The following is a 17,521-nucleotide window of genomic DNA, read 5'->3' as shown; positions in this document are numbered from 1 at the left end:
GCGCAAATGGTCAATCCGCGGTAAACGCACACGGAGCTGTGACGAGAAAAAGCGGTCTTTTTCAGGCCCCTGGATGAACGGCGCATCTGGAATGAACCGGCTTGCAGCGACTTCAGCCGCAGACTCTGGCGCGGCGGACGCGCCAGGCATAACCGTCCCAGAAGCGCTGCTTCTGCCAGACGCAGCCGTTGCCGTAATAGTCGTCCGCGACATAGCCCGGGCCCGGCGCATAGTAGCGCGGCGGATAGTAGCCGGGGCCATATCCGGGACCATATGCGTAGCCGGGGCCAGGGCCGGGCCCGTAATAGTACGGAGAGGCCAGCGCCCCACCGACAATGGCGCCGCCGATGATCCCCGCCGCCACGCCCGCGGCGACGCCGCGTTGCGCCTGGGCTGGTGTAGCGGCGCTAAGGGCCACAGCGGCGACGGCAGCGATTGCCAGGAGCGACTTCTTCATTGGCAGACCTTTCGAACAAAACACGCGGGAACTCTTGAGGGTAAAGTTCCATATTTCGTTTGAATGATCAATGAACGGCACCTTTGCCAGGGGCGACCAATTAACATGGACCGCAGCTCAGCCAGGGGAGGGTGATGGTGGGCAACGCGATGATAAATGCATTGATCGCTGCCGGGATCGTCTCCGCGATCGGCTACGGCTGGATCACCCATCTCCAGAACCGCGGCCAGCGGCGCTCCCGCGCCGAGGCCGGCGGCAATAGCGGTGGCGAGACCGCCACCGGCTCGAGCGACGGCTTCTCGTTGGGGAGCTGGTTTTCCAGCGATAGTTCCGGCAGCGCGGCCGACGGCGGCAACTGCTCCAGCAGCGATAGCGGCAGTAGTGGCGGAGATTGCGGGGGCGGCGGCGATGGTGGAGGAGGCGGCGGCGACTAGATCCACCGCATCTTGATCCAGCGCAAAGCGCTATTTTAGAGCCGTTCTAGGCTGTTTACGGGGCCAGTTTGGAATAGCTTCAAATTCCGCTTTTTCCTTTTGCATCCGGCCGGCCCCTTAAATATCGATGATGGCGCATCACCAAAGGGCCTGCCGCTTCCATGATCGTTTGTTCCTGTAACGTGCTGAGCGATGACGACATCCGCGCCGCCGTCGCCGAGTCCGACGACGCCGTGCGCCACGCCAAGCAGGTCTATGGCTGTCTCGGCTGTAGCGCCGAATGCGGCCGCTGCGCCCGGACGATCAAGACCATTATCGACGAAGCGCTCGGCCCCTGTGCCACGTCCTGCTGCTCCGGCTGTCCGCACAATCACAGTGTGGCCGCCAATGACGAGACGGCCCAGCCGGCCGAGTTTGCCCTCGCGGCCTGCTGAAATCTTCCGCAACCTGGCTGAGCTTTTCCCCGGCTGCGTCCCCGTAGCCGGTTGTCCCAGTCTTTAAACTCATTTAGAAGCGTTCTAAATTCGGTTTACGGCCGATTTGGACTGCAAGAGCTGGAGTGAACCATGCAGGGCGACGCAAAAGTTATCGACTATCTCAACAAGGCACTGCGTCACGAGCTGACTGCGATCAACCAGTACTGGCTGCACTACCGCTTCCTCGACAATTGGGGCCTGCGGGACATGTCCAAGGTCTGGCGCAAGGAGTCCATCGAGGAGATGGAGCACGCCGACAAGCTCACCGAGCGGATCCTGTTCTTCGACGGCTTCCCGAACATGCAGGTGCTCGATCCCTTGCGTATCGGCCAGAACGTCAAGGAGATCATCGAGTGCGATCTCGCCGCCGAGATGAGCGCGCGGGCGCTCTACCAGGAAGCGGCGACCTACTGTCATAGCGTCAAGGACTACGTCACGCGCGACCTGTTCGAGAAGCTGATGAGCGACGAGGAGCACCACATCGACTTCCTCGAGACCCAGCTCGACCTGATCGGCCGCATCGGCCTCGAGCTCTACACCCAGAAGCACGTCGGCGGGCTCGAGGGCGAGGGACATTAGGCCCCTAACTCCGCACTCTCCATTCGTCATGGCCGGGCTTGTCCCGGCCATCCACGTGCTACCCGGATGCCCGGGACAAGCCCACGGCATGACGGCCGTGCGCGGTCGGAAAGCCCGGCTATAGCTGCGTCTTGTAGAGCGCTTCCACCACGTCCTGACTCTGCGGCTCACCAAGGCCGGTCTGCTCGTGGACCACCTCGACGATGCTCGGCATCACCGAGCGCGGCACCTTCTCGGATGACCACAGCTTCGAGCGCATCAGGGCCTTGCCGCAGTGGAAATAGACTTCGCTGACGGCGATGTTCAGCACCGCGCGCGGCGACTTGCCAAACTCCACCATCGAGGCGAGCAGGTCGGGATCGGCCGACAGCGTGCCGCGGCCGCCGACGCGCAGCGTCTCGTCGATGCCGGGGACGAAGAACAGCAGATGCACGAAGCCCGAGCCCTCGACGACGTTCCGGAAACTGTCGATCCGGTTGTTGCCGGAGCGATCAGGCATCAGCAGCTGGTTGGGGCCGGCGACGTGGACGAAGCCAACGCCGCCACCGCGTGGTGAGGCATCGACGCTGCCGTCCGATCCCGATGTCGCGAGCACGCAGAACGGCGACATCTCGATGAATTTCTTCGCATGCGCATCGATTGCGGGGCGGGCTTTCGCGATCACTCGCGGGCTCGGCTGGGCATAGATGGTGGCGAGGTCTTCGGCGCAAAGATCAGTCACGAAGGTCTCCCTGGTGGAATGCCTGAGAATATCACCTCTCGGCCCGATCGCTATGCCCCTTGTCGCCGCCACGGCCAGTCGATCACGCCAGCGCAATACAGAGCCCACCAGATCAGGATTGGCTGCAGCGCCAGCCGCGGTCCGTGGTAGAGCCAGCTGTTGGGGACGGGTGGAAGGTCGATGCCCTGCAGGGCATGCTTGATGTTTGCCGGCCACACGCAAAGCGCATAGAGCGCGAGCGCAACGCCCGCCCACCAGCGCAGAGGCTTCGTCACCAGCGCAATCGCGCCCGCGATCTCGCATACGCCAGTGATGAGGATCAGCTGTGTTGCAAACGGAACCCAGGCCGGCGTGATCGCAAGCAGCTTGTCGGGGGCCAGGAGATGCGCGATGCCGGCCGCGATGTAAAACGCTGCCAGCACAAGGCGCATCACAGCGCGCGTTCTGTCGTTCGCAGGAGCCATCGGCCGAACTAGCACGCGCGGCGCCGAGGCGCTACCGCGCGCTACACCGCATCGGCCGGCACGAAGCAACTGATGATGATGGCGCCGCGGTGATGGACGTACCACACCACGGCCTCGCCGACCGGATTGCCGCGGTCGCGGATGACGGCGCGCTCGGGCACCTCCATCCATTGTCCCTCGATCGGCACCCAATAGGCACCGCTGCGCACGTCGTACTCGGTGCGATGGCCGTCGGAGACGTCGCAGCAGGGTACGCCGTTCGGTGCGATCACGCTCTTGAACCAGGCGCGGATGTCGGGCGGGACGTGATCATATTGCCCGTTGTCGAACGCGAACGCGGCGCTTGTCAGCGCGGCCAGCCAAACGCACAGTACGAGCCTGTGCATGCGATTCTCCTCATCGCGTGTCGTGCCATTGGTGCGCGATTGTCCCGCGCGTCGATTCGTATATCGATGCGATTAAGCCCGAGCCGTCAGCCTAATGCATGCTCAAATAATATGCGGGTAGATGGCCCTTGATGCGATGCAAAATCAGCGGCGCGCAGATTCGATCGTTTGCTGCGGCGCGGCTTGCAGAAACTGCCGGACCTGCTCGCTGTAAAATTTGGCGTTCCCGGTGGTGCCGTGGCCGCGCGTCTCCGTGCTTGCCGGGATGAGATACAGCTTGCCGTTCTTGACCCGCGTCATCGCAGCGTCCGTGATGCCGGTCTCAGGCGGGTTGCGTTCGTCGTCGGCGGAATTGATCAGCAGCAGCGACGCCTCGATGGCCTCCAGCTTCTCGCCGGCGTTGTAGTCATGCGAGGACTCCCACTGGTAGACGAAGTCGTTGGCATCTGCCGCGATCGGCATGGCCAGTCGCTCGTCGACGATCTTGTCGGCCTTGGCCGCCGTCGGCGCCTGCGATTGATAGGCCAGCGTTCCACCGATGCTCGCGATGCCGTAGGCGGTGATGGCGTATTTCATCATGCGCGGCTGGCCGGTGTAATTGCCGCCGTTGTAGTCGGGGTCGCTGCGGATGGTGTCGAGCATGATCCGCCGCAGCATCCAGTTGCGTGACGCCATTTCGGTCGGCTGCGAGGCCATCGGGATCAGCGCGTCCATCGCCATCGGGTATTTCTCGCCCCACAGCCAGGTGTGCATGCCGCCCATCGAATTGCCGATGATGAGCCGCAGGTGCTTGACCCCGAGCCCTTCCGTCACCAGGCGATACTGGGCTTCGACCATGTCCTCGTAATCGTATTTCGGGAAGCTCATCTTCATCCCGTCGGACGGTTTTGACGATTTGCCATGACCGATATTGTCGGGGATGATGATGTAATATTTGGAGGCATCGAGTGGCTGCCCCGCGCCGAACAGCTCGCCGGCAAAGGCTGATGACAGCATGCTCGCGCCCGAGCCGCCGGTGCCGTGCAGCACCAGGACCGGTTGGCCGCTCGGCTCACCCACGGTGGTGTAGTGCAGCTTCAGCTCCGGCATGGTCTCGCCGGTGTGGAACTTGAAATCCCTGGCAATCCAGTCGCCCTGCTTCGGCGCCGGATAATCGGCCGCCCATGCGGATGTCGAGATGGCCGCCAACGAGACGGAGAACAGGATGGCTGACAGCGCCGCGCAAGAAGCTTTCATGTCTATTTCCCCCGTGCGGCTCTGGTCGGCGGCCGCGTTGCGGCGGAACTTAGCAGAACTGTCCGGAAGGATGTAGGATTTCGTTTTCGCCGGTCGTCCTCGAGGGAAAGGTCAGGAGAGACTGCATGTGCCGCAACATCAAGACGCTGTTCAACTTCGAGCCGGAGGCGACCGAGGATGAGATCCACGCGAGCGCGCTCCAGTTCGTTCGCAAACTGTCCGGCTTCAACAAGCCTTCGCAGGCCAACGAGGAGGCCTTCGATCGTGCGGTGGCGGAGGTCTCGAAGGCAGCGCGAAAACTCCTGATATCACTGCACACCCATGCCCCGGCACGCGACCGCGAGGTCGAGGCGGAAAAGGCCAAGGAACGTTCGCGGCTGCGGTTCGGTTAGGCGTCTCGAAGGTCCGTTCCGTGACCTGGCTCACGGTGAAAGCGGTCGCAACGCGCGATGATGTTCGCCGGGCTTTTGACACCCCGGAGCACGACCATGAGCCGCCCCCTTCTTCCGCTGAAAGCAGGTGCCATCGTTTTCACGCTGCTGTGGACAGCGTGGATGACGTGGTGGAGCGGCTCGTTCTCGAGCGCGAGCGTCGTGATCCTGGCCTTGTGCGGCGCAGCAGTCGGCTATCTCTGGTACCGCGCCATGCGCTGGCAGTTCGAGCGCATGGGCATGCTGCCGCGACGCGAGAATGGGACGAAATAGATTCGTCTGTCATTCCTTGCCGTGCTTCTTCTTTTTCTTCTTTTTCCTGTGAGCGTCGCCTTCGCTGCCGTCGTCCTCGTCATCGATGGGCATTTCGTCAGTCTCCTGCACGGCGGCTTCCAGCGCCTCGCGCTCCGCGGCTTCACGCTCGCGCTGGCGGCGGCGCTCGTCCCAGGCGTCGAACAGCTGATCGAGCCACGGCAGCACCTGCTCGATTGACGGGAGTTGGCCCGGAGGCCCGGCTTCACCACGCCGGCCTTGCGGCCCCGCCGGCCCTTGGGGTCCCGCAGGTCCCTGTGCACCGGCCGCCCCGCGCGGGCCGGCTTCGCCCTGCTTGCCTTGCGGGCCGGGCTTGCCCAGCGGTCCGGCCTTTCCGATCGGACCCGGCTTGCCCTGCGGACCCGGCTTGCCGCGCGCCCCGTCGGGGCCCCGCTTGCCCGGATGACCCTGCGGGCCCGGCCGCCCCGGTTCGCCCTGCCGTCCGCGCGGTCCCTGAGGTCCCTGCCGTTTTTGTTCGTCTGCCACGCCACTGCTCCCTTGACCGGAGCAAGCTAATTAGCGGCGTTTGACGACAGCGGCAATTCGGTCCGGGCATGGCGTAGGGCTTGATCAACATCAATCGACGGCACGGAGCGCCGTGTCATTGATTATGCGCGGCCACAATCCCAGCGAGGGGCGACCGATGCGCGCAGCGTGGAACGTCTTTTGCCTGTTCGCTGTCATTCTTGTGGCGGCGCTCGGCCTCGCTCACCTGCTGGTGCCTGACATTGTCCCAGTCGCATTCGCCGAGGAGCCGCAGCCGACCTGGGCGGTCATGACGGCCTTCCTGCTCCGCACGATCGAGATGATCGCAGCGGCGGTTGCGATCATCTCCCTTGCGCTCTTCGCCGGCGCACATTTGCGGCACGAGCTGCGCCGCTGGTCGCGCAGCGCATCGTCACGCAAGGCGTCGCAGGCAGACTGACGTCGCGCGCTAGTCGTGATAGGCCGGCACCTCGATGCCGGAGGCGGCGTAGAGCCTGATCTTGTTGCGCAGCGTGCGCACCGAGAGGCCGAGCACGCGCGAGGCGCGCGTGCGATTGCCGTCGCAGCGGGCGAGCGTCTGCAGCACGAGCTCACGCTCGACCTCGTCGACGGTCGCGCCGATCAGCAGCGGAACGATCTGGTTCGGTGAAAGGACATACGCGCCCGGTTCGGACGCAGCGACATGAACAGTGGTCATCGACACACTCCCCGATCAACGCCCGCTTCCGTCTTTGGAAGCGGATCGAGAACAAACGACCCCCAAGCCGTAGATCTACGGTGGGCGGGTTTGGTTAACGAAAGATTAACCGAAGGCGATCGCACCAATTGACCTTGGGAATGCCGCCGCACCGCCGCGATTGGCACGGATTGCATATTCCTACGAGCATACCCCGCGTTACTAAGAAGGCATCATCTCGCTCACACCGTCCGGTATCCGCCGTCCACCATCACGATCGTTCCTGTGACGTAGGCCGACATGTCCGACGCAAGGAAGATCGCGGGACCCACGATGTCCTCGGGCTTGCCGGTGCGCGCCAGCGGGGTGTGATCGAGGAAGGCCTGCACCAGCGCCGGATTTGTCGCGCGCACATTGGCGTTGATGTTGGTCTCGATGAAGCCCGGCCCGATCGCATTGACGCGCACGCCCTCCTTGCCGAGCTCGACCGCGAGCGCCTTGGTGAAGCCGAGCACGCCGTGTTTCGAGGTGGTGTAGGCCGCCGAGCTCGGCGTGCGCAGATGCACGAAGGACTGGATCGAGCCGATATTGACGATGCGGCCCTTGGCTGCTCGCAAGGGGCTGAGAAACGCCTGCGTCATGTTGAAGACGCCGTTGAGGTTGAGCGAGATGATGTCGTTCCAGTCCTTCGCCACCGTCTCCGGCTCCGCGGTGAAGGCGTTGCGGCGGGTGATGCCGGCATTGTTGACGAGGATCGAGACCTGCCCGACCTTGTCGGCGACCTCTTTGGCGAGCGCAAAGCAGTCGTCGCGTTTGGTCACGTCGAGCGCAAAGCTCTCGGCCTTGCCGCCGGACTTGCGGATCCCCTCGGCTGCTTCCGCGGCCGTGTCGGCGTTGACGTCGAGCAGCACCACCTGCGCGCCCTCGCGGGCGTAGCCGGCCGCGATGGCCCGGCCGATGCCCGAACCGGCGCCCGTGATGACGGCGATATGATTTGCGAGCAATGCCATGACAATTTCCTCCCGATTTATTTTCGAAGTTTCATGAAACGCTAACTCGAAATTAAGGGGTCGGAAACGGCGGCCTTGGCATACTGGTCTCGATTGCTAAACGTTGCGCGCATGATGGAACGGCTTGAATCCTGGAAACTCGCACTCGAACGCCTGCGGTCGGCGCAAGGCGCCGATTGGGCCGAGGCGGGCCGCCTCGTGACCGAGATCGCGCGGATGAGCACCGACACCATGCTGCGCCAGGCTGCCGAGCAGGCACTTCCGGTGCTGCGCCAGGCCGTGGACAATGATGATCACAGTGTCACGTTGGCGGCCCGGCGCCGTCTCGGCGTGGTGCTCGATGTCGTTCACGATCTGACCGCGCCGCGCTTCGGCCGCCGCAATGCTGCGCCGAAAAAAATGTCCAGCGAGGATCGCGCCCGCAAGGTGCTCGGCCTGCCGCTCGCGGTGCAGCTCACCTGCGAGGACATCAACCAGGCCTATCGCCGCGCCGCCAAGGGCATGCACCCCGACCAGGGCGGCAGCGCGCAAGCGTTCATCGACCTCGCCGCCGCACGTGATGTCCTGATCCATCCTCGCGCCTACAAGGACGCGTGAGACCTCATGTGCTATCCTGTAGCCCGGATGAGCGAAGCGACATCCGGGACGGGTCTAGCCCATGGTTCTGTATCGCAGAAATTTTCTTCCCGGCGGCACCTACTTTTTCACTGTAACGTTCTTCGACCGCCGATCGACCATTTTGATTGAAAATGTTGGCGCCCTGCGCGATGCCTTTCGGGCCGCTCGCAGGGAGCGCCCGTTTGAGGTCGATGCGATCGTGATCCTTCCGGACCATCTGCATGTCGTCATGAACCTCCCGCCGCATGACGCCGATTTCGCGGGACGTTGGCGAAGGATCAAAGGGCATTTCAGCACCGCACTGCTGCATGCGGGTATCGACGTGGCCCGCCACTCCAATGGAGAATTGGCTCTGTGGCAACGACGCTACTGGGAGCACACAGTTCGCGACGAAGATGATTTCGCCCGCCACGTGGATTACATTCACTTCAACCCCGTCAAGCATCGCTACGTCCAGCGCGTTTGCGATTGGCCGCATTCGTCCTTTCACCGATATGTGCGGGCGGAATTGCTCTCGGAAGATTGGGCGGGCAATGCCGGCGAAAGTGGGATTGCTTTCGGCGAGCGGGCCGAAGGAGGCTGACCGGGCGTAGGTTGAATTCCCGGATATCGCTTCGCTCATCCGGGCTACGGACGTCGGACTTGGAGTCGAGACCTCAGCTCTTGTTCACGCAGCTTGGATAGGGCGCGGCTTCGCCTGCTACAATGGGGCAGAGCTCGATCGGGCTGAGCGCACGCAAACGCGCTTGCCAGCGGTCGTCGTTCACCGGCGGCTCGTCGCTTTCGGGGCCGCGCTCGGCCCACTGGACGGTGTAATAGTCGCTCGTGCCCTTGAGCGTGACCAGGAGTGCGGTCTCGCTGTGCCGGGTCGGGCCGCTGTCGATGCGGCCGCAGCCGATCACGGCGACGAAACCTTCGAAGCGGCCGAACCTGCTGGCTCCGAGCGGCCTTGCCGCGAAGCTGTCGGGGCAGGCGGATTTGAAACCGCTTGCGATCGAGCCCGCGAACTTCTCCGGCGATGACCCTGGAGCGAGCGTCATGCCCTTCTCGCCGGTCACGGTGATCATCTCGGTCCAGCGTTCGGGCGTCTCGCCCTTCAGCACGGCCTCGCGGATGTAGTGGCCGCCCTTGGTGTTCTCGAACACCACGGAAAAATTCGAAGGCATCGCGAAGCTGACCAACTGGCCGAAGACCGGCGAGATCACGCGAAAGGATTGCGGGGCCTGCGCGTACGCCGTTGCGGTGAGCAGGAGCGATGCGGCGAGAATGGTTGTTGTCGCCGGTGCGCGCATCGATTGGCTCCAAAGGTGAAAAAACGAGCGGGCAAAAACAAGCAGGCAAAAACAAGCAGGCAAGGATGCTGGCATCGCATCCTTGCCTGGACCTTGTCGTCCGCCGATCGAATTCCTACCAGGTGCAGTGGCCGTTCTTCAACGCGTGATCCTTCAGCATGATCGCGTCGCCAAGGGTCGGCACGGTTGCGCTGACGCGGGAATAGCCGGAGGGCCACGGCGTGGTCGGGATGCCCTCGTCCCAGATCTGGCAGAAGCCGGTGTCCTGCCAGCGGATCAGGTGATAGCTGGCCTCGGCAGGGCTTGCGGCGACGAAGGCGGTGACGGCAAGGCCCACAGCAGCGCACAGCACGGAAATACGACGCATGATCAGCTCCTCGAAATGAAAGTTGTGATGCGCCTCCCGACAATGATGGGGAGGGCGGCGCGGGACGCTTGGGGTGCGCCCCGGACAAGATGTGAGTAGGTCCGCCAGCTGGCCAGGTTCAAAGCGGGTGCGCGGAAAATGCGTGATTTCGGCGGAAAAAATCAGTGGCGCGTCCAAAGAGAAAGGGCAGACCGCTTGCGCGATCCGCCCTTTGAAATCCGGTCTGTTGCCTCACGCCTAGAGCGTGCAGCGGCGCTCAGCGCGCAGCTTGATCTGGAGCTCCGAGGCGGCCGTGAAGGTCGGGAGCGGCTTGCTGACGACCTTGTAGGTCGACACGCCCCACTGGAACGGCTTGTACTTGAGGTCCTCGTTCCAGACCTGGCAGATGCCGGTGTTGTCCCAGCGGATCACGTAATAGCCGACCGCCGCGGAGGCCGGCACGGCGAACACGGAGGTGGCGATGCCGGCAACGGCACAGAGGGCGAGAACGCGACGCATGAAATATCTCCTGATGGGGAACGTGAGACGGAAACTGGTGCGGCAAAATGGTGCGGGTGGCAAGCGGGGCGGCGACCGTTCACGGACATGTCAGCCGTTGGTCGGCTGTTCGGATGAGCCTTATCGCTTGACTGTCGCTTGTCTATCACTCGTCTACCCCTAGGCCAGCGACGCCACCGCCTCGATCTCGATCAGCATCTTCGGATCCGGCAGTGCGTGGACCACGCAGGTGGTGCGGGCGGGGTAGGGCGGCGGGCCGAAGGCGCCGGCATAGAGCGCGTTCATGGCGGCCACGTCGGAGGCGCGGGTCAGCAGCACGTTGACCTTGACGAGATCGCGGATCTCGGCGCCGGCCTCCGCCAGCACGCGCTTGATGTTGACGGCGACGTTGGCGAACTGCGCCTCGAATCCATCAGGGAGCGCGCCGCTCGCGTCGAAGCCGGGAATGCCGGAGACGAACAGGAGGTCGCCGGTGCGCGTGGCAAAGGAAAGCGGCGGCGCCTTGACGTGCGGCGGGGGTGCGAAATGCTGGATCGGCATGGGATCACCTCGGATGGACGGCTGGACGCGCAAGCGTAGCGGCAGGTCGGGGCGCCTCCAACAAAAAACGCGAAAACAACCCCATGCACAGTAGACATCCGGCGAGAATCATTGAGCTTTCCTTTTGGATTCGGGAAAAGCAAAATAATCGCTTGCTCCGTCGGGCAAAACAGGGGCAGAATGGCATGATGGCGGGTGAGCGTCTCGTCGCGCCAAACTCCGCCGTCATGCCCCGGCCCGACCGGGGCATCCAGTACGCCGCGGCTTCTCGGTTCACCATCGCCCCTCTGGAATACTGGATCGCCCGGTTAAACCGGGCGATGACAGTTGAATGCGCTGCTGCACCTTGGCCCTGAGAGCCGCCCCCCATCATGTTGCCGCCGCGATGCATCGGATACATTCGCTGCGTCTGATTCGTTGCCCTCCTTGAAGAATAGCCCCCGGAGACCCTCATGAAGTTCGCATCCACTCTTCGCGCCGCGCTGGTCGGCATTGCCGCGCTCGCCGGCCTCTCGACCTCGGCGCTGGCCGATGGCGGCACTGTGGTGCTGACGATCTACAAGGCGGGCTGGATCATCGGCGGCTCCGGCGGCTCCGGCGTGCTGAACTTCCGTGGCCGGGCCTATTCGCTCTCGACCGGCGGTCTCGATTACGGCCTCGTCTTCGGCGGCTCCAAGACCGTGCTGCGCGGCCGCGTGTCCAACATCAACCGGCCCTCCGACATCGCCGGCGTCTACGGCGCCGCCGGTGCGGGCATCGCGGTGGGCCGCGGCGCGCGCGCCATCGTGCTGAGCAACCAGAAGGGCGCCGTGCTCGAGCTGTCCGGCACGCAAGTCGGCCTGATGGCGAATGCGGATCTCAGCGGCCTTGCGATCACGATGCGGTAGGGACGGCGATCAGCTCAATTCGTAGCCCGCATGAGCGACAGCGACATGCGGGTCACCCTCAGCCCCGGATGTCGCTGTCGCTCATCCGGGCTACGTTCCCCTCACCGCCGCGTGAATCCGCTCGCAATGCGCGACGAGATTGGCGTGCGCATCGACGAAGGCCTTCAGCGGCGTCGGGATCGGAAAGAATAAAATGTTGGCGATGAAGCCGTAGATGCCGGCGTCGATGCTAGTCGACGCCGCGCCGTGCACGAAGCCGGTCGTCGGCACGATCTCCGCCAGCACCTGCAGATCGGCGAGCCCCCGCGCGTAGGCCTGCTCGGGCGTGTAGCGGCCGATGCCCTGGTAGTGATAGCGCTGCGCGTTGTAGGCCTTCGCCTTCTCGAACCCTGCCGCGTCGATCTGCGGATGTTGCGCGATGAAGGCGTCACGGAATGCCGGATAATAGCGCTCGTCCTTCCAGCGCGAATACGACATCACCCAATAGAGATCGTCGAGCATCCGCGTGACGAAGTGGTTGGTCCGCTTCTGCTCCGCGGTGAGTGCGGCATCGATGGTGAGGCGGTATTTCGCGGTCGCGTGCGCGATGATGGTCTCGCTGTCGCCGATGGTCTCGCCGTCATCCACGATATAGGGCAGCTGCCCGCGCGGCGCGGCGGAGGCATCGAACACATGCTCGTGCACGAAGGGCACGCCCGCGAGCTTCAGGAAAGCATAGACCTTGAGGCCGTAGCCGTTGTTGTCGGCGACGCCGAACAGGTCTGGATAGGAGTAGAGGGTCAGCATGGGACGCTCCTCTGCGTTGGAGGGCAGCATGCAGGTGTGCCCCGGGGGACGCAATGGGGAGAGTGCGCCTACGAATGCGATGCCGCCGTAAAGACCGCAAATTGCGCCTCGAATGCCCGCCTGAAAGCCGGCCGCGCTTCGCCGCGAGCGACATAGGCGGCAATATCTGGATATTCATCCAGCAGGCCTGATGCGTTCAACCTGCGCAGCACTGTCACCATCATGAGGTCGCCGGCGCTGAACGCACCGTCGAGCCAGTCGGCATCGCCGAGGCGGCGGGACAATTCACCGAGCCTGACACGGACGCGATCCTGCAGCAGCGGCAGTCGCTCCGCGTACCAGCCCTTGTCGCGCTCGAACAGCATGGCCATCCCGAGTTCGACGATCGGCGGCTCCAGCGTGCTCAGCGCGGCAAACATCCACGCGATCGCGCGGCTCCTGGCGTTTGGCTCAAGCGGCAGCAGTCCGGCATGGCGCTCGGCGATATGGAGCACGATCGCGCCGGATTCGAACAAGGCGAGGTCGCCGTCCTCATAGGTCGGAATCTGCCCGAACGGATGCAGCGCGAGATGGGCGGGTTCTTTCATCGCTGCGAACGAGACGAGGCGAACGTCGTAAGGCTGGCCGATCTCTTCCAGCGCCCAGCGCACCCGCATGTCGCGGGCTTGCCCCTTGCCGCGGTCGGGCGAGCTTTCGAAGGCGGTAATGGTGGGGGGCATCGGGAGGGGCTTCGGGGTTGATCGCGTTTTGCGTTCGGAGGACGAATGGAATGAGTGGATTCCGACAGGTTAATGCGTTTTCGTGGACCCCGTAGCCCGCATGAGCGATAGCGATATGCGGGGCAGTTGCCGGCCCCGGATGTCGCTGTCGCTCATCCGGGCTACAAGAAAATCCTGCCGCCACTGTCGGATCGTTGCGCCCTGCCTCGTCCTTGGAACACCGGGCACCCTGCCGCGCATCCAGCCCGAGGCAAAAGGATTTCCATTCATGACCTCCATCACGCCGTTTCTCTGGTTCGACAACAACGTGCCGGAGGCCGTCGCCTTCTACAAATCGGTGTTCCCCAACGCCAAGGTTGAGACGGTCAGCGACTTCATGGCGGTGTTCGAGCTCGAAGGCCAGCGCTTCAACGCGCTCAATGGCGGGCCGCAATACAAGTTCAACGAGGCGGTGTCGTTCTTCATCAGCGTGGAGACGCAAGCGGAAGTCGATTATTTCTGGGACAAGCTCACCGCCGACGGCGGCGAAGAATCCCGCTGCGGCTGGCTCAAGGACAAGTTCGGGCTCTCCTGGCAGGTGATCCCATCAGCGCTCGGCCGCTACCTCGGCGACCCCGACCGCAGCAAGGCGAACCGCGTCATGCAGGCGATGATGCAAATGAGAAAGATCGTGATTGCGGATTTGGACAAGGCGTATGCTGGGTGAGGCAGGTGCCCGTGCCCCGGACGCAGCGCATCGCGCCGCTCTTCGCGGCGTGGTGCGCTGCAGAGCCGGGGCCCATGCCGCATCCGTGCCGGAGCTTCTGGGTCCCGGGTCTGCGCTTCGCTTGCCCGGGACACGCGAGCAGGCCAAAGCGGGGACACTCTCGACTATTCCGTTGCCGCGATCCACACCGCAAGCTCGCGCCACGGCTCCAGCGTCCAATGCCCGGACGCCGCGCCGGACGGCGAGGGCAGCACGAACATTTCGGGTAAACTCTCATCGCGCGGCTGCCGCCCCAACACAATCGCGGCCGACGGCTTGCCGTAAAACAAGCTCGCCGCCTTCTTGCTCGTGAACGCAATCGTCCTCGGGCGATACCGCTCGATCTTGGCCCTGAAGCCGGGCACGTCGATCGTCTCGGCCGCGATCTGGTGATCCATCCCGGCGCCCGACTTGGACAGATCGGTGAAGCCGATCCCGAGTTCGATCAGCGCGGCGAACTCGCCCGGCTGATAGCGCCGCGGCGTGATCCCGGCCTCATGGATCGCGCGCCAGAAGCGGTTGCCGGGATGGGCATAGTAGTGCCCGAGCTCGGCCGAGCGCGTGCTGGCTGCGGTGCCGACGAAGACGAGGCGGAGGTTGGGGCGGAGCTGGTCGGGGAGGCGGTGAGGGGCGGGCACGTCAATTATCCACGGCGGTAGCCCGCATGAGCGGAGCGATATGCGGGATGGTATCGACCTCGGATGCCGCTGCGCTCATCTGGGCTATGCTTGGTACTCCTAAGATTTGGGCGTTGGTCTCGCGACAACCTCACGCGCTCTGCTCATGTCGGCCTGGTAAATAGCGTTGAGGCATTGCCCGTTTGAGAGGTTGAGCTGAAAAGGAACCCAGGCGTCCTGGATAGGAGTCCATGCCTCGCCAGATAGTTCCAGCCCGCTTTTCTTGAGACCACGAAAGCCATCCCATGAAATCCGTGGACTGTGCCATTTGGTATTGTCCGCAGCGATCGCGCAGAAATCAACTATGCTGCGAAACACAACGGACTTCTCTTCTTCGAGAACAAAGATCTCCTCGATTTGAGCCCCGATACGGTCGCGCAAGGTGCGTGTCTCGGGATCGACGATAACGGCTTCGCCCATCGCGATAACGATTACGTCGCTTCCATTCGGATGATGCAGAACCGAACTGAATTTGGTCAATCCACCAAGAAAATTACCAACCCACGGTTCCGAATCCGATGGATAGAAGCGAACAACTTGGCCCTCGCGCCATTCGCGAGGGCCGTTCTCGGTGAACGATACGGCTGGGGGGCCGTACGGCGGCAATCCAGGTAGGACTTCAAACCGCATAGTGAGCACGCCGAGTTAGAGCGTCGTTCACAACACCCGATTGCTCTCCTTCACCTTCTCCGCATCCAGATAAACACTGCTGCCCATCTCCTTGAACTTCGCGCTCATCTGCTTCATGCCGTCCTCGGCCGTGCCGCTCATCGACATCCCCACGCCGTTCGGATCATTCAGCGTCGCCGCGTAATCCCGGACGTCCTGCGTGATCTTCATTGAGCAGAACTTTGGCCCGCACATCGAGCAGAAATGGGCGACCTTGTGGGCTTCCTTCGGCAGGGTCTCGTCGTGGAAGTTCTTCGCGGTCTCGGGGTCGAGGCCGAGGTTGAACTGGTCGCTCCAGCGGAAGTCGAAACGGGCGCGGGAGAGCGCGTCGTCGCGCAGCTGGGCGGCCGGGTGACCCTTGGCGAGATCGGACGCGTGCGCGGCGATCTTGTAGGTGATGACGCCGACCTTGACGTCGTTGCGGTCGGGTAGCCCAAGATGCTCCTTCGGCGTGACGTAGCAGAGCATGGCGCAGCCGAACCAGCCGATCATGGCGGCGCCGATGCCGGAGGTGATGTGATCGTAACCCGGCGCGATGTCGGTGGTCAGGGGCCCGAGAGTGTAGAACGGCGCCTCGCCGCATTCCTTGAGCTGCTTGTCCATGTTGATCTTGATCTTGTGCATCGGCACATGGCCGGGGCCTTCGATCATGACCTGGCAGCCCTTGTCCCACGCGATCTTGGTGAGTTCTCCGAGCGTCTCGAGTTCGGCAAACTGCGCGCGATCGTTGGCATCCGCAATCGAGCCCGGACGCAGGCCGTCGCCGAGCGAGAACGAGACGTCATACTTGCGCATGAGATCGCAGATCTCGTCGAAATGGGTGTAGAGGAAGCTTTCCTTGTGATGCGCCAGGCACCACTTCGCCATGATCGAGCCGCCGCGGGACACGATGCCGGTGACGCGGTTGGCGGTGAGGTGGATGTATTGCAGGCGCACGCCGGCGTGGATGGTGAAATAGTCGACGCCCTGCTCGCACTGCTCGATCAGCGTGTCCTTGTAGAGCTCCCAGGTCAGCTTGACCGGATCGCCGTCGCACTTCTCCAGCGCCTGATAAATCGGAACGGTGCCGATCGGCACCGGCGCGTTGCGCAAAATCCATTCGCGGGTGGTGTGAATGTTGCGCCCCGTCGAGAGGTCCATCACGGTGTCGGCGCCCCAGCGGATCGCCCACACCATCTTCTCGACCTCTTCCTCGACCGATGACGTCACCGCCGAGTTGCCGATATTGGCGTTGATCTTGGTGAGGAAGTTGCGGCCGATGATCATCGGCTCGAGCTCACTGTGGTTGATGTTGCAGGGGATGATGGCGCGGCCGCGTGCGATCTCTGAGCGGACGAACTCCGGGGTGATGAAGGCGGGCACTTCCGCACCGAAGCTTTCGCCATCGGCAAGGGCCGCTTCGGCGCGCTCGAGCTGCTCCTTGCGGCCGAGATTTTCGCGGGCGGCGACGTAGATCATCTCCTTGGTGATGATGCCGGCACGGGCGAATTCGAGCTGCGTGATCTTGTGGCCGTCGAGGCCGCGCAGCGGCTGGTGATACGCCGAGAAAGCGCGCGCGGCCTTGTCGGTGGAGACGCTGCCATTGTCCTCCGGCTTGATCTGCCGGCCCTGATATTCCTCGACGCCGCCGCGCTCCAGCACCCAGGCCTTGCGGCCGCGCGCCAGACCGGCGTTGACGTCGATGGTCACGCTGGGGTCGGTGTAGGGGCCGGAGGTGTCGTACACCGGCAGGTTCGGCTCGCCGGCGCCCTCGGACAGGATGATCTCGCGCAAGGGCACGCGCAGATCAGGCGCGGCGTCGGGCGAGGCAAAGATCTTTCGCGACGACGGCAGCGGGCCGGTGGTGACGGCGGGGACGGTCTTGTCGGGATTGGAGCGGATGTTCATGGGATCCTCCTTGATTCAGTTCGTTGGCGTCGCTGCGCGAGAGACAAATCGGCTGTCATCCCCGCGAAAGCGGGGATCCAGTACTCCGAGGCAGTGCGGCCAGAGCCGAGAGGCCGCGGCGTACTGGATCGCCCGGTCAAGCCGGGCAATGACAGAGGTGTGTGGGTG

The 17,521-nt window shown here is 63.6% G+C and carries 27 protein-coding genes; 10 read left to right on the top strand and 17 right to left on the bottom strand.

The window, feature by feature from the left end; translation table 11 throughout:
- Nucleotides 1-112: 112 nt before the first annotated feature.
- Nucleotides 113-457: a hypothetical protein gene (locus BRA471DRAFT_RS28590; protein WP_007613694.1), complete on the bottom strand. Its 345-nt coding sequence runs from the start codon at nt 455-457 to the stop codon at nt 113-115.
- Between the two features lie 134 nt (nt 458-591).
- On the opposite strand from BRA471DRAFT_RS28590, the gene BRA471DRAFT_RS28585 reads away from it, so the two are divergent.
- From BRA471DRAFT_RS28585 to bfr, 3 genes are all read left to right on the top strand, one after another.
- The gene (locus BRA471DRAFT_RS28585) at nt 592-891 is read left to right on the top strand and encodes a hypothetical protein (RefSeq protein ID WP_007613693.1); all 300 of its coding nucleotides are present in this window, start codon (nt 592-594) and stop codon (nt 889-891) included.
- A 161-nt stretch (nt 892-1,052) separates the two neighbouring features.
- The gene (locus BRA471DRAFT_RS28580; protein ID WP_007613692.1) at nt 1,053-1,325 is read left to right on the top strand and encodes a bacterioferritin-associated ferredoxin; all 273 of its coding nucleotides are present in this window, start codon (nt 1,053-1,055) and stop codon (nt 1,323-1,325) included.
- Nucleotides 1,326-1,457: 132 nt separating this feature from the next.
- Entirely contained in the window at nt 1,458-1,946 is a 489-nt protein-coding gene (gene bfr / locus BRA471DRAFT_RS28575; protein WP_007600720.1) for a bacterioferritin, read from the top strand.
- 118 nt (nt 1,947-2,064) lie between these two features.
- Here the strand turns inward: bfr and BRA471DRAFT_RS28570 are convergent, their stop codons facing one another.
- From BRA471DRAFT_RS28570 to BRA471DRAFT_RS28555, 4 genes are all read right to left on the bottom strand, one after another.
- Entirely contained in the window at nt 2,065-2,667 is a 603-nt protein-coding gene (locus tag BRA471DRAFT_RS28570; protein ID WP_007613690.1) for an MSMEG_1061 family FMN-dependent PPOX-type flavoprotein, read from the bottom strand.
- A gap of 50 nt (nt 2,668-2,717) precedes the next feature.
- Nucleotides 2,718-3,131 (bottom strand): DoxX family protein, encoded by a 414-nt coding sequence (locus tag BRA471DRAFT_RS28565; RefSeq protein WP_007613688.1) that lies wholly within the window; start codon nt 3,129-3,131, stop codon nt 2,718-2,720.
- 41 nt (nt 3,132-3,172) lie between these two features.
- Nucleotides 3,173-3,517: a hypothetical protein gene (locus BRA471DRAFT_RS28560; RefSeq protein WP_007613686.1), complete on the bottom strand. Its 345-nt coding sequence runs from the start codon at nt 3,515-3,517 to the stop codon at nt 3,173-3,175.
- Between the two features lie 144 nt (nt 3,518-3,661).
- The gene (locus BRA471DRAFT_RS28555) at nt 3,662-4,753 is read right to left on the bottom strand and encodes an alpha/beta fold hydrolase (RefSeq protein WP_007613684.1); all 1,092 of its coding nucleotides are present in this window, start codon (nt 4,751-4,753) and stop codon (nt 3,662-3,664) included.
- A 125-nt stretch (nt 4,754-4,878) separates the two neighbouring features.
- On the opposite strand from BRA471DRAFT_RS28555, the gene BRA471DRAFT_RS28550 reads away from it, so the two are divergent.
- Complete coding sequence (locus tag BRA471DRAFT_RS28550) at nt 4,879-5,145, top strand: DUF2277 domain-containing protein (RefSeq protein ID WP_007613683.1); 267 nt, start codon at nt 4,879-4,881, stop codon at nt 5,143-5,145.
- Nucleotides 5,146-5,241: 96 nt separating this feature from the next.
- Entirely contained in the window at nt 5,242-5,457 is a 216-nt protein-coding gene (locus tag BRA471DRAFT_RS28545) for a hypothetical protein (RefSeq protein ID WP_007613682.1), read from the top strand.
- A gap of 9 nt (nt 5,458-5,466) precedes the next feature.
- Here BRA471DRAFT_RS28545 and BRA471DRAFT_RS28540 read toward each other — a convergent pair whose 3' ends face one another.
- The gene (locus BRA471DRAFT_RS28540) at nt 5,467-5,982 is read right to left on the bottom strand and encodes a collagen-like protein (protein ID WP_035974363.1); all 516 of its coding nucleotides are present in this window, start codon (nt 5,980-5,982) and stop codon (nt 5,467-5,469) included.
- A 157-nt stretch (nt 5,983-6,139) separates the two neighbouring features.
- On the opposite strand from BRA471DRAFT_RS28540, the gene BRA471DRAFT_RS28535 reads away from it, so the two are divergent.
- Nucleotides 6,140-6,421: a hypothetical protein gene (locus BRA471DRAFT_RS28535; protein ID WP_007613681.1), complete on the top strand. Its 282-nt coding sequence runs from the start codon at nt 6,140-6,142 to the stop codon at nt 6,419-6,421.
- Between the two features lie 9 nt (nt 6,422-6,430).
- Here the strand turns inward: BRA471DRAFT_RS28535 and BRA471DRAFT_RS28530 are convergent, their stop codons facing one another.
- Together BRA471DRAFT_RS28530 and BRA471DRAFT_RS28525 are read right to left on the bottom strand one after the other, a co-directional pair.
- Nucleotides 6,431-6,679 carry a helix-turn-helix domain-containing protein gene (locus BRA471DRAFT_RS28530; protein WP_018454141.1) on the bottom strand — a complete coding sequence of 83 codons (249 nt, stop codon included), beginning with the start codon at nt 6,677-6,679 and terminating at the stop codon, nt 6,431-6,433.
- Between the two features lie 221 nt (nt 6,680-6,900).
- Complete coding sequence (locus BRA471DRAFT_RS28525) at nt 6,901-7,668, bottom strand: SDR family NAD(P)-dependent oxidoreductase (protein WP_007613680.1); 768 nt, start codon at nt 7,666-7,668, stop codon at nt 6,901-6,903.
- Between the two features lie 111 nt (nt 7,669-7,779).
- Between BRA471DRAFT_RS28525 and BRA471DRAFT_RS28520 the strand changes: the two genes are divergently transcribed.
- Both BRA471DRAFT_RS28520 and BRA471DRAFT_RS28515 read left to right on the top strand, forming a co-directional pair.
- Nucleotides 7,780-8,265 (top strand): molecular chaperone DnaJ, encoded by a 486-nt coding sequence (locus BRA471DRAFT_RS28520; RefSeq protein ID WP_035974361.1) that lies wholly within the window; start codon nt 7,780-7,782, stop codon nt 8,263-8,265.
- A 61-nt stretch (nt 8,266-8,326) separates the two neighbouring features.
- Nucleotides 8,327-8,869 carry a transposase gene (locus BRA471DRAFT_RS28515; protein WP_007613677.1) on the top strand — a complete coding sequence of 181 codons (543 nt, stop codon included), beginning with the start codon at nt 8,327-8,329 and terminating at the stop codon, nt 8,867-8,869.
- Nucleotides 8,870-8,942: 73 nt separating this feature from the next.
- On the opposite strand, the gene BRA471DRAFT_RS28510 is transcribed toward BRA471DRAFT_RS28515, so the two are convergent.
- From BRA471DRAFT_RS28510 to BRA471DRAFT_RS28495, 4 genes are all read right to left on the bottom strand, one after another.
- A complete protein-coding gene (locus BRA471DRAFT_RS28510) occupies nt 8,943-9,578 on the bottom strand; it encodes a hypothetical protein (RefSeq protein ID WP_007613675.1) in 636 nt (211 codons plus the stop codon).
- Nucleotides 9,579-9,693: 115 nt separating this feature from the next.
- Complete coding sequence (locus tag BRA471DRAFT_RS28505; protein WP_007613674.1) at nt 9,694-9,945, bottom strand: hypothetical protein; 252 nt, start codon at nt 9,943-9,945, stop codon at nt 9,694-9,696.
- A 237-nt stretch (nt 9,946-10,182) separates the two neighbouring features.
- Nucleotides 10,183-10,443: a hypothetical protein gene (locus BRA471DRAFT_RS39155; protein WP_007613673.1), complete on the bottom strand. Its 261-nt coding sequence runs from the start codon at nt 10,441-10,443 to the stop codon at nt 10,183-10,185.
- A gap of 159 nt (nt 10,444-10,602) precedes the next feature.
- On the bottom strand, nt 10,603-10,983 hold the full coding sequence (locus BRA471DRAFT_RS28495; protein WP_007613672.1) for a RidA family protein: 381 nt from the start codon (nt 10,981-10,983) through the stop codon (nt 10,603-10,605).
- A 452-nt stretch (nt 10,984-11,435) separates the two neighbouring features.
- On the opposite strand from BRA471DRAFT_RS28495, the gene BRA471DRAFT_RS28490 reads away from it, so the two are divergent.
- Nucleotides 11,436-11,870: a hypothetical protein gene (locus BRA471DRAFT_RS28490; RefSeq protein WP_007613671.1), complete on the top strand. Its 435-nt coding sequence runs from the start codon at nt 11,436-11,438 to the stop codon at nt 11,868-11,870.
- A gap of 90 nt (nt 11,871-11,960) precedes the next feature.
- Here the strand turns inward: BRA471DRAFT_RS28490 and BRA471DRAFT_RS28485 are convergent, their stop codons facing one another.
- Entirely contained in the window at nt 11,961-12,656 is a 696-nt protein-coding gene (locus BRA471DRAFT_RS28485; protein ID WP_007613670.1) for a glutathione S-transferase family protein, read from the bottom strand.
- Nucleotides 12,657-12,724: 68 nt separating this feature from the next.
- A complete protein-coding gene (locus tag BRA471DRAFT_RS28480; RefSeq protein WP_007613668.1) occupies nt 12,725-13,375 on the bottom strand; it encodes a glutathione S-transferase family protein in 651 nt (216 codons plus the stop codon).
- 268 nt (nt 13,376-13,643) lie between these two features.
- On the opposite strand from BRA471DRAFT_RS28480, the gene BRA471DRAFT_RS28475 reads away from it, so the two are divergent.
- Entirely contained in the window at nt 13,644-14,081 is a 438-nt protein-coding gene (locus tag BRA471DRAFT_RS28475) for a VOC family protein (protein WP_007613665.1), read from the top strand.
- A gap of 164 nt (nt 14,082-14,245) precedes the next feature.
- Here the strand turns inward: BRA471DRAFT_RS28475 and BRA471DRAFT_RS28470 are convergent, their stop codons facing one another.
- From BRA471DRAFT_RS28470 to thiC, 3 genes are all read right to left on the bottom strand, one after another.
- Nucleotides 14,246-14,758: a mismatch-specific DNA-glycosylase gene (locus tag BRA471DRAFT_RS28470; protein WP_007613664.1), complete on the bottom strand. Its 513-nt coding sequence runs from the start codon at nt 14,756-14,758 to the stop codon at nt 14,246-14,248.
- Between the two features lie 99 nt (nt 14,759-14,857).
- Complete coding sequence (locus BRA471DRAFT_RS38525; protein WP_007613663.1) at nt 14,858-15,427, bottom strand: hypothetical protein; 570 nt, start codon at nt 15,425-15,427, stop codon at nt 14,858-14,860.
- A gap of 27 nt (nt 15,428-15,454) precedes the next feature.
- A complete protein-coding gene (thiC, locus tag BRA471DRAFT_RS28460) occupies nt 15,455-17,353 on the bottom strand; it encodes a phosphomethylpyrimidine synthase ThiC (protein ID WP_007613661.1) in 1,899 nt (632 codons plus the stop codon).
- Nucleotides 17,354-17,521: the final 168 nt, after the last annotated feature.

Origin of the sequence: Bradyrhizobium sp. WSM471, assembly GCF_000244915.1 — a bacterium.
Lineage (GTDB): Bacteria > Pseudomonadota > Alphaproteobacteria > Rhizobiales > Xanthobacteraceae > Bradyrhizobium.
Note: the sequence above shows the minus strand (reverse complement) of the source record. Positions and strands in the feature narration are given on the sequence as shown.

Bases quoted from the DNA above. Each gene is read 5' to 3' on its own strand.
- BRA471DRAFT_RS28590 (WP_007613694.1), bottom strand. From the start codon at position 457: ATGAAGAAGTCGCTCCTGGCAATCGCTGCCGTCGCCGCTGTGGCCCTT.
- BRA471DRAFT_RS28585 (WP_007613693.1), top strand. From the start codon at position 592: ATGGTGGGCAACGCGATGATAAATGCATTGATCGCTGCCGGGATCGTC.
- BRA471DRAFT_RS28580 (WP_007613692.1), top strand. From the start codon at position 1,053: ATGATCGTTTGTTCCTGTAACGTGCTGAGCGATGACGACATCCGCGCC.
- bfr (WP_007600720.1), top strand. From the start codon at position 1,458: ATGCAGGGCGACGCAAAAGTTATCGACTATCTCAACAAGGCACTGCGT.
- BRA471DRAFT_RS28565 (WP_007613688.1), bottom strand. From the start codon at position 3,131: ATGGCTCCTGCGAACGACAGAACGCGCGCTGTGATGCGCCTTGTGCTG.
- BRA471DRAFT_RS28560 (WP_007613686.1), bottom strand. From the start codon at position 3,517: ATGCACAGGCTCGTACTGTGCGTTTGGCTGGCCGCGCTGACAAGCGCC.
- BRA471DRAFT_RS28555 (WP_007613684.1), bottom strand. From the start codon at position 4,753: ATGAAAGCTTCTTGCGCGGCGCTGTCAGCCATCCTGTTCTCCGTCTCG.
- BRA471DRAFT_RS28550 (WP_007613683.1), top strand. From the start codon at position 4,879: ATGTGCCGCAACATCAAGACGCTGTTCAACTTCGAGCCGGAGGCGACC.
- BRA471DRAFT_RS28545 (WP_007613682.1), top strand. From the start codon at position 5,242: ATGAGCCGCCCCCTTCTTCCGCTGAAAGCAGGTGCCATCGTTTTCACG.
- BRA471DRAFT_RS28535 (WP_007613681.1), top strand. From the start codon at position 6,140: ATGCGCGCAGCGTGGAACGTCTTTTGCCTGTTCGCTGTCATTCTTGTG.
- BRA471DRAFT_RS28530 (WP_018454141.1), bottom strand. From the start codon at position 6,679: ATGACCACTGTTCATGTCGCTGCGTCCGAACCGGGCGCGTATGTCCTT.
- BRA471DRAFT_RS28525 (WP_007613680.1), bottom strand. From the start codon at position 7,668: ATGGCATTGCTCGCAAATCATATCGCCGTCATCACGGGCGCCGGTTCG.
- BRA471DRAFT_RS28520 (WP_035974361.1), top strand. From the start codon at position 7,780: ATGATGGAACGGCTTGAATCCTGGAAACTCGCACTCGAACGCCTGCGG.
- BRA471DRAFT_RS28515 (WP_007613677.1), top strand. From the start codon at position 8,327: ATGGTTCTGTATCGCAGAAATTTTCTTCCCGGCGGCACCTACTTTTTC.
- BRA471DRAFT_RS28510 (WP_007613675.1), bottom strand. From the start codon at position 9,578: ATGCGCGCACCGGCGACAACAACCATTCTCGCCGCATCGCTCCTGCTC.
- BRA471DRAFT_RS28505 (WP_007613674.1), bottom strand. From the start codon at position 9,945: ATGCGTCGTATTTCCGTGCTGTGCGCTGCTGTGGGCCTTGCCGTCACC.
- BRA471DRAFT_RS39155 (WP_007613673.1), bottom strand. From the start codon at position 10,443: ATGCGTCGCGTTCTCGCCCTCTGTGCCGTTGCCGGCATCGCCACCTCC.
- BRA471DRAFT_RS28495 (WP_007613672.1), bottom strand. From the start codon at position 10,983: ATGCCGATCCAGCATTTCGCACCCCCGCCGCACGTCAAGGCGCCGCCG.
- BRA471DRAFT_RS28490 (WP_007613671.1), top strand. From the start codon at position 11,436: ATGAAGTTCGCATCCACTCTTCGCGCCGCGCTGGTCGGCATTGCCGCG.
- BRA471DRAFT_RS28485 (WP_007613670.1), bottom strand. From the start codon at position 12,656: ATGCTGACCCTCTACTCCTATCCAGACCTGTTCGGCGTCGCCGACAAC.
- BRA471DRAFT_RS28480 (WP_007613668.1), bottom strand. From the start codon at position 13,375: ATGCCCCCCACCATTACCGCCTTCGAAAGCTCGCCCGACCGCGGCAAG.
- BRA471DRAFT_RS28475 (WP_007613665.1), top strand. From the start codon at position 13,644: ATGACCTCCATCACGCCGTTTCTCTGGTTCGACAACAACGTGCCGGAG.
- BRA471DRAFT_RS38525 (WP_007613663.1), bottom strand. From the start codon at position 15,427: ATGCGGTTTGAAGTCCTACCTGGATTGCCGCCGTACGGCCCCCCAGCC.
- thiC (WP_007613661.1), bottom strand. From the start codon at position 17,353: ATGAACATCCGCTCCAATCCCGACAAGACCGTCCCCGCCGTCACCACC.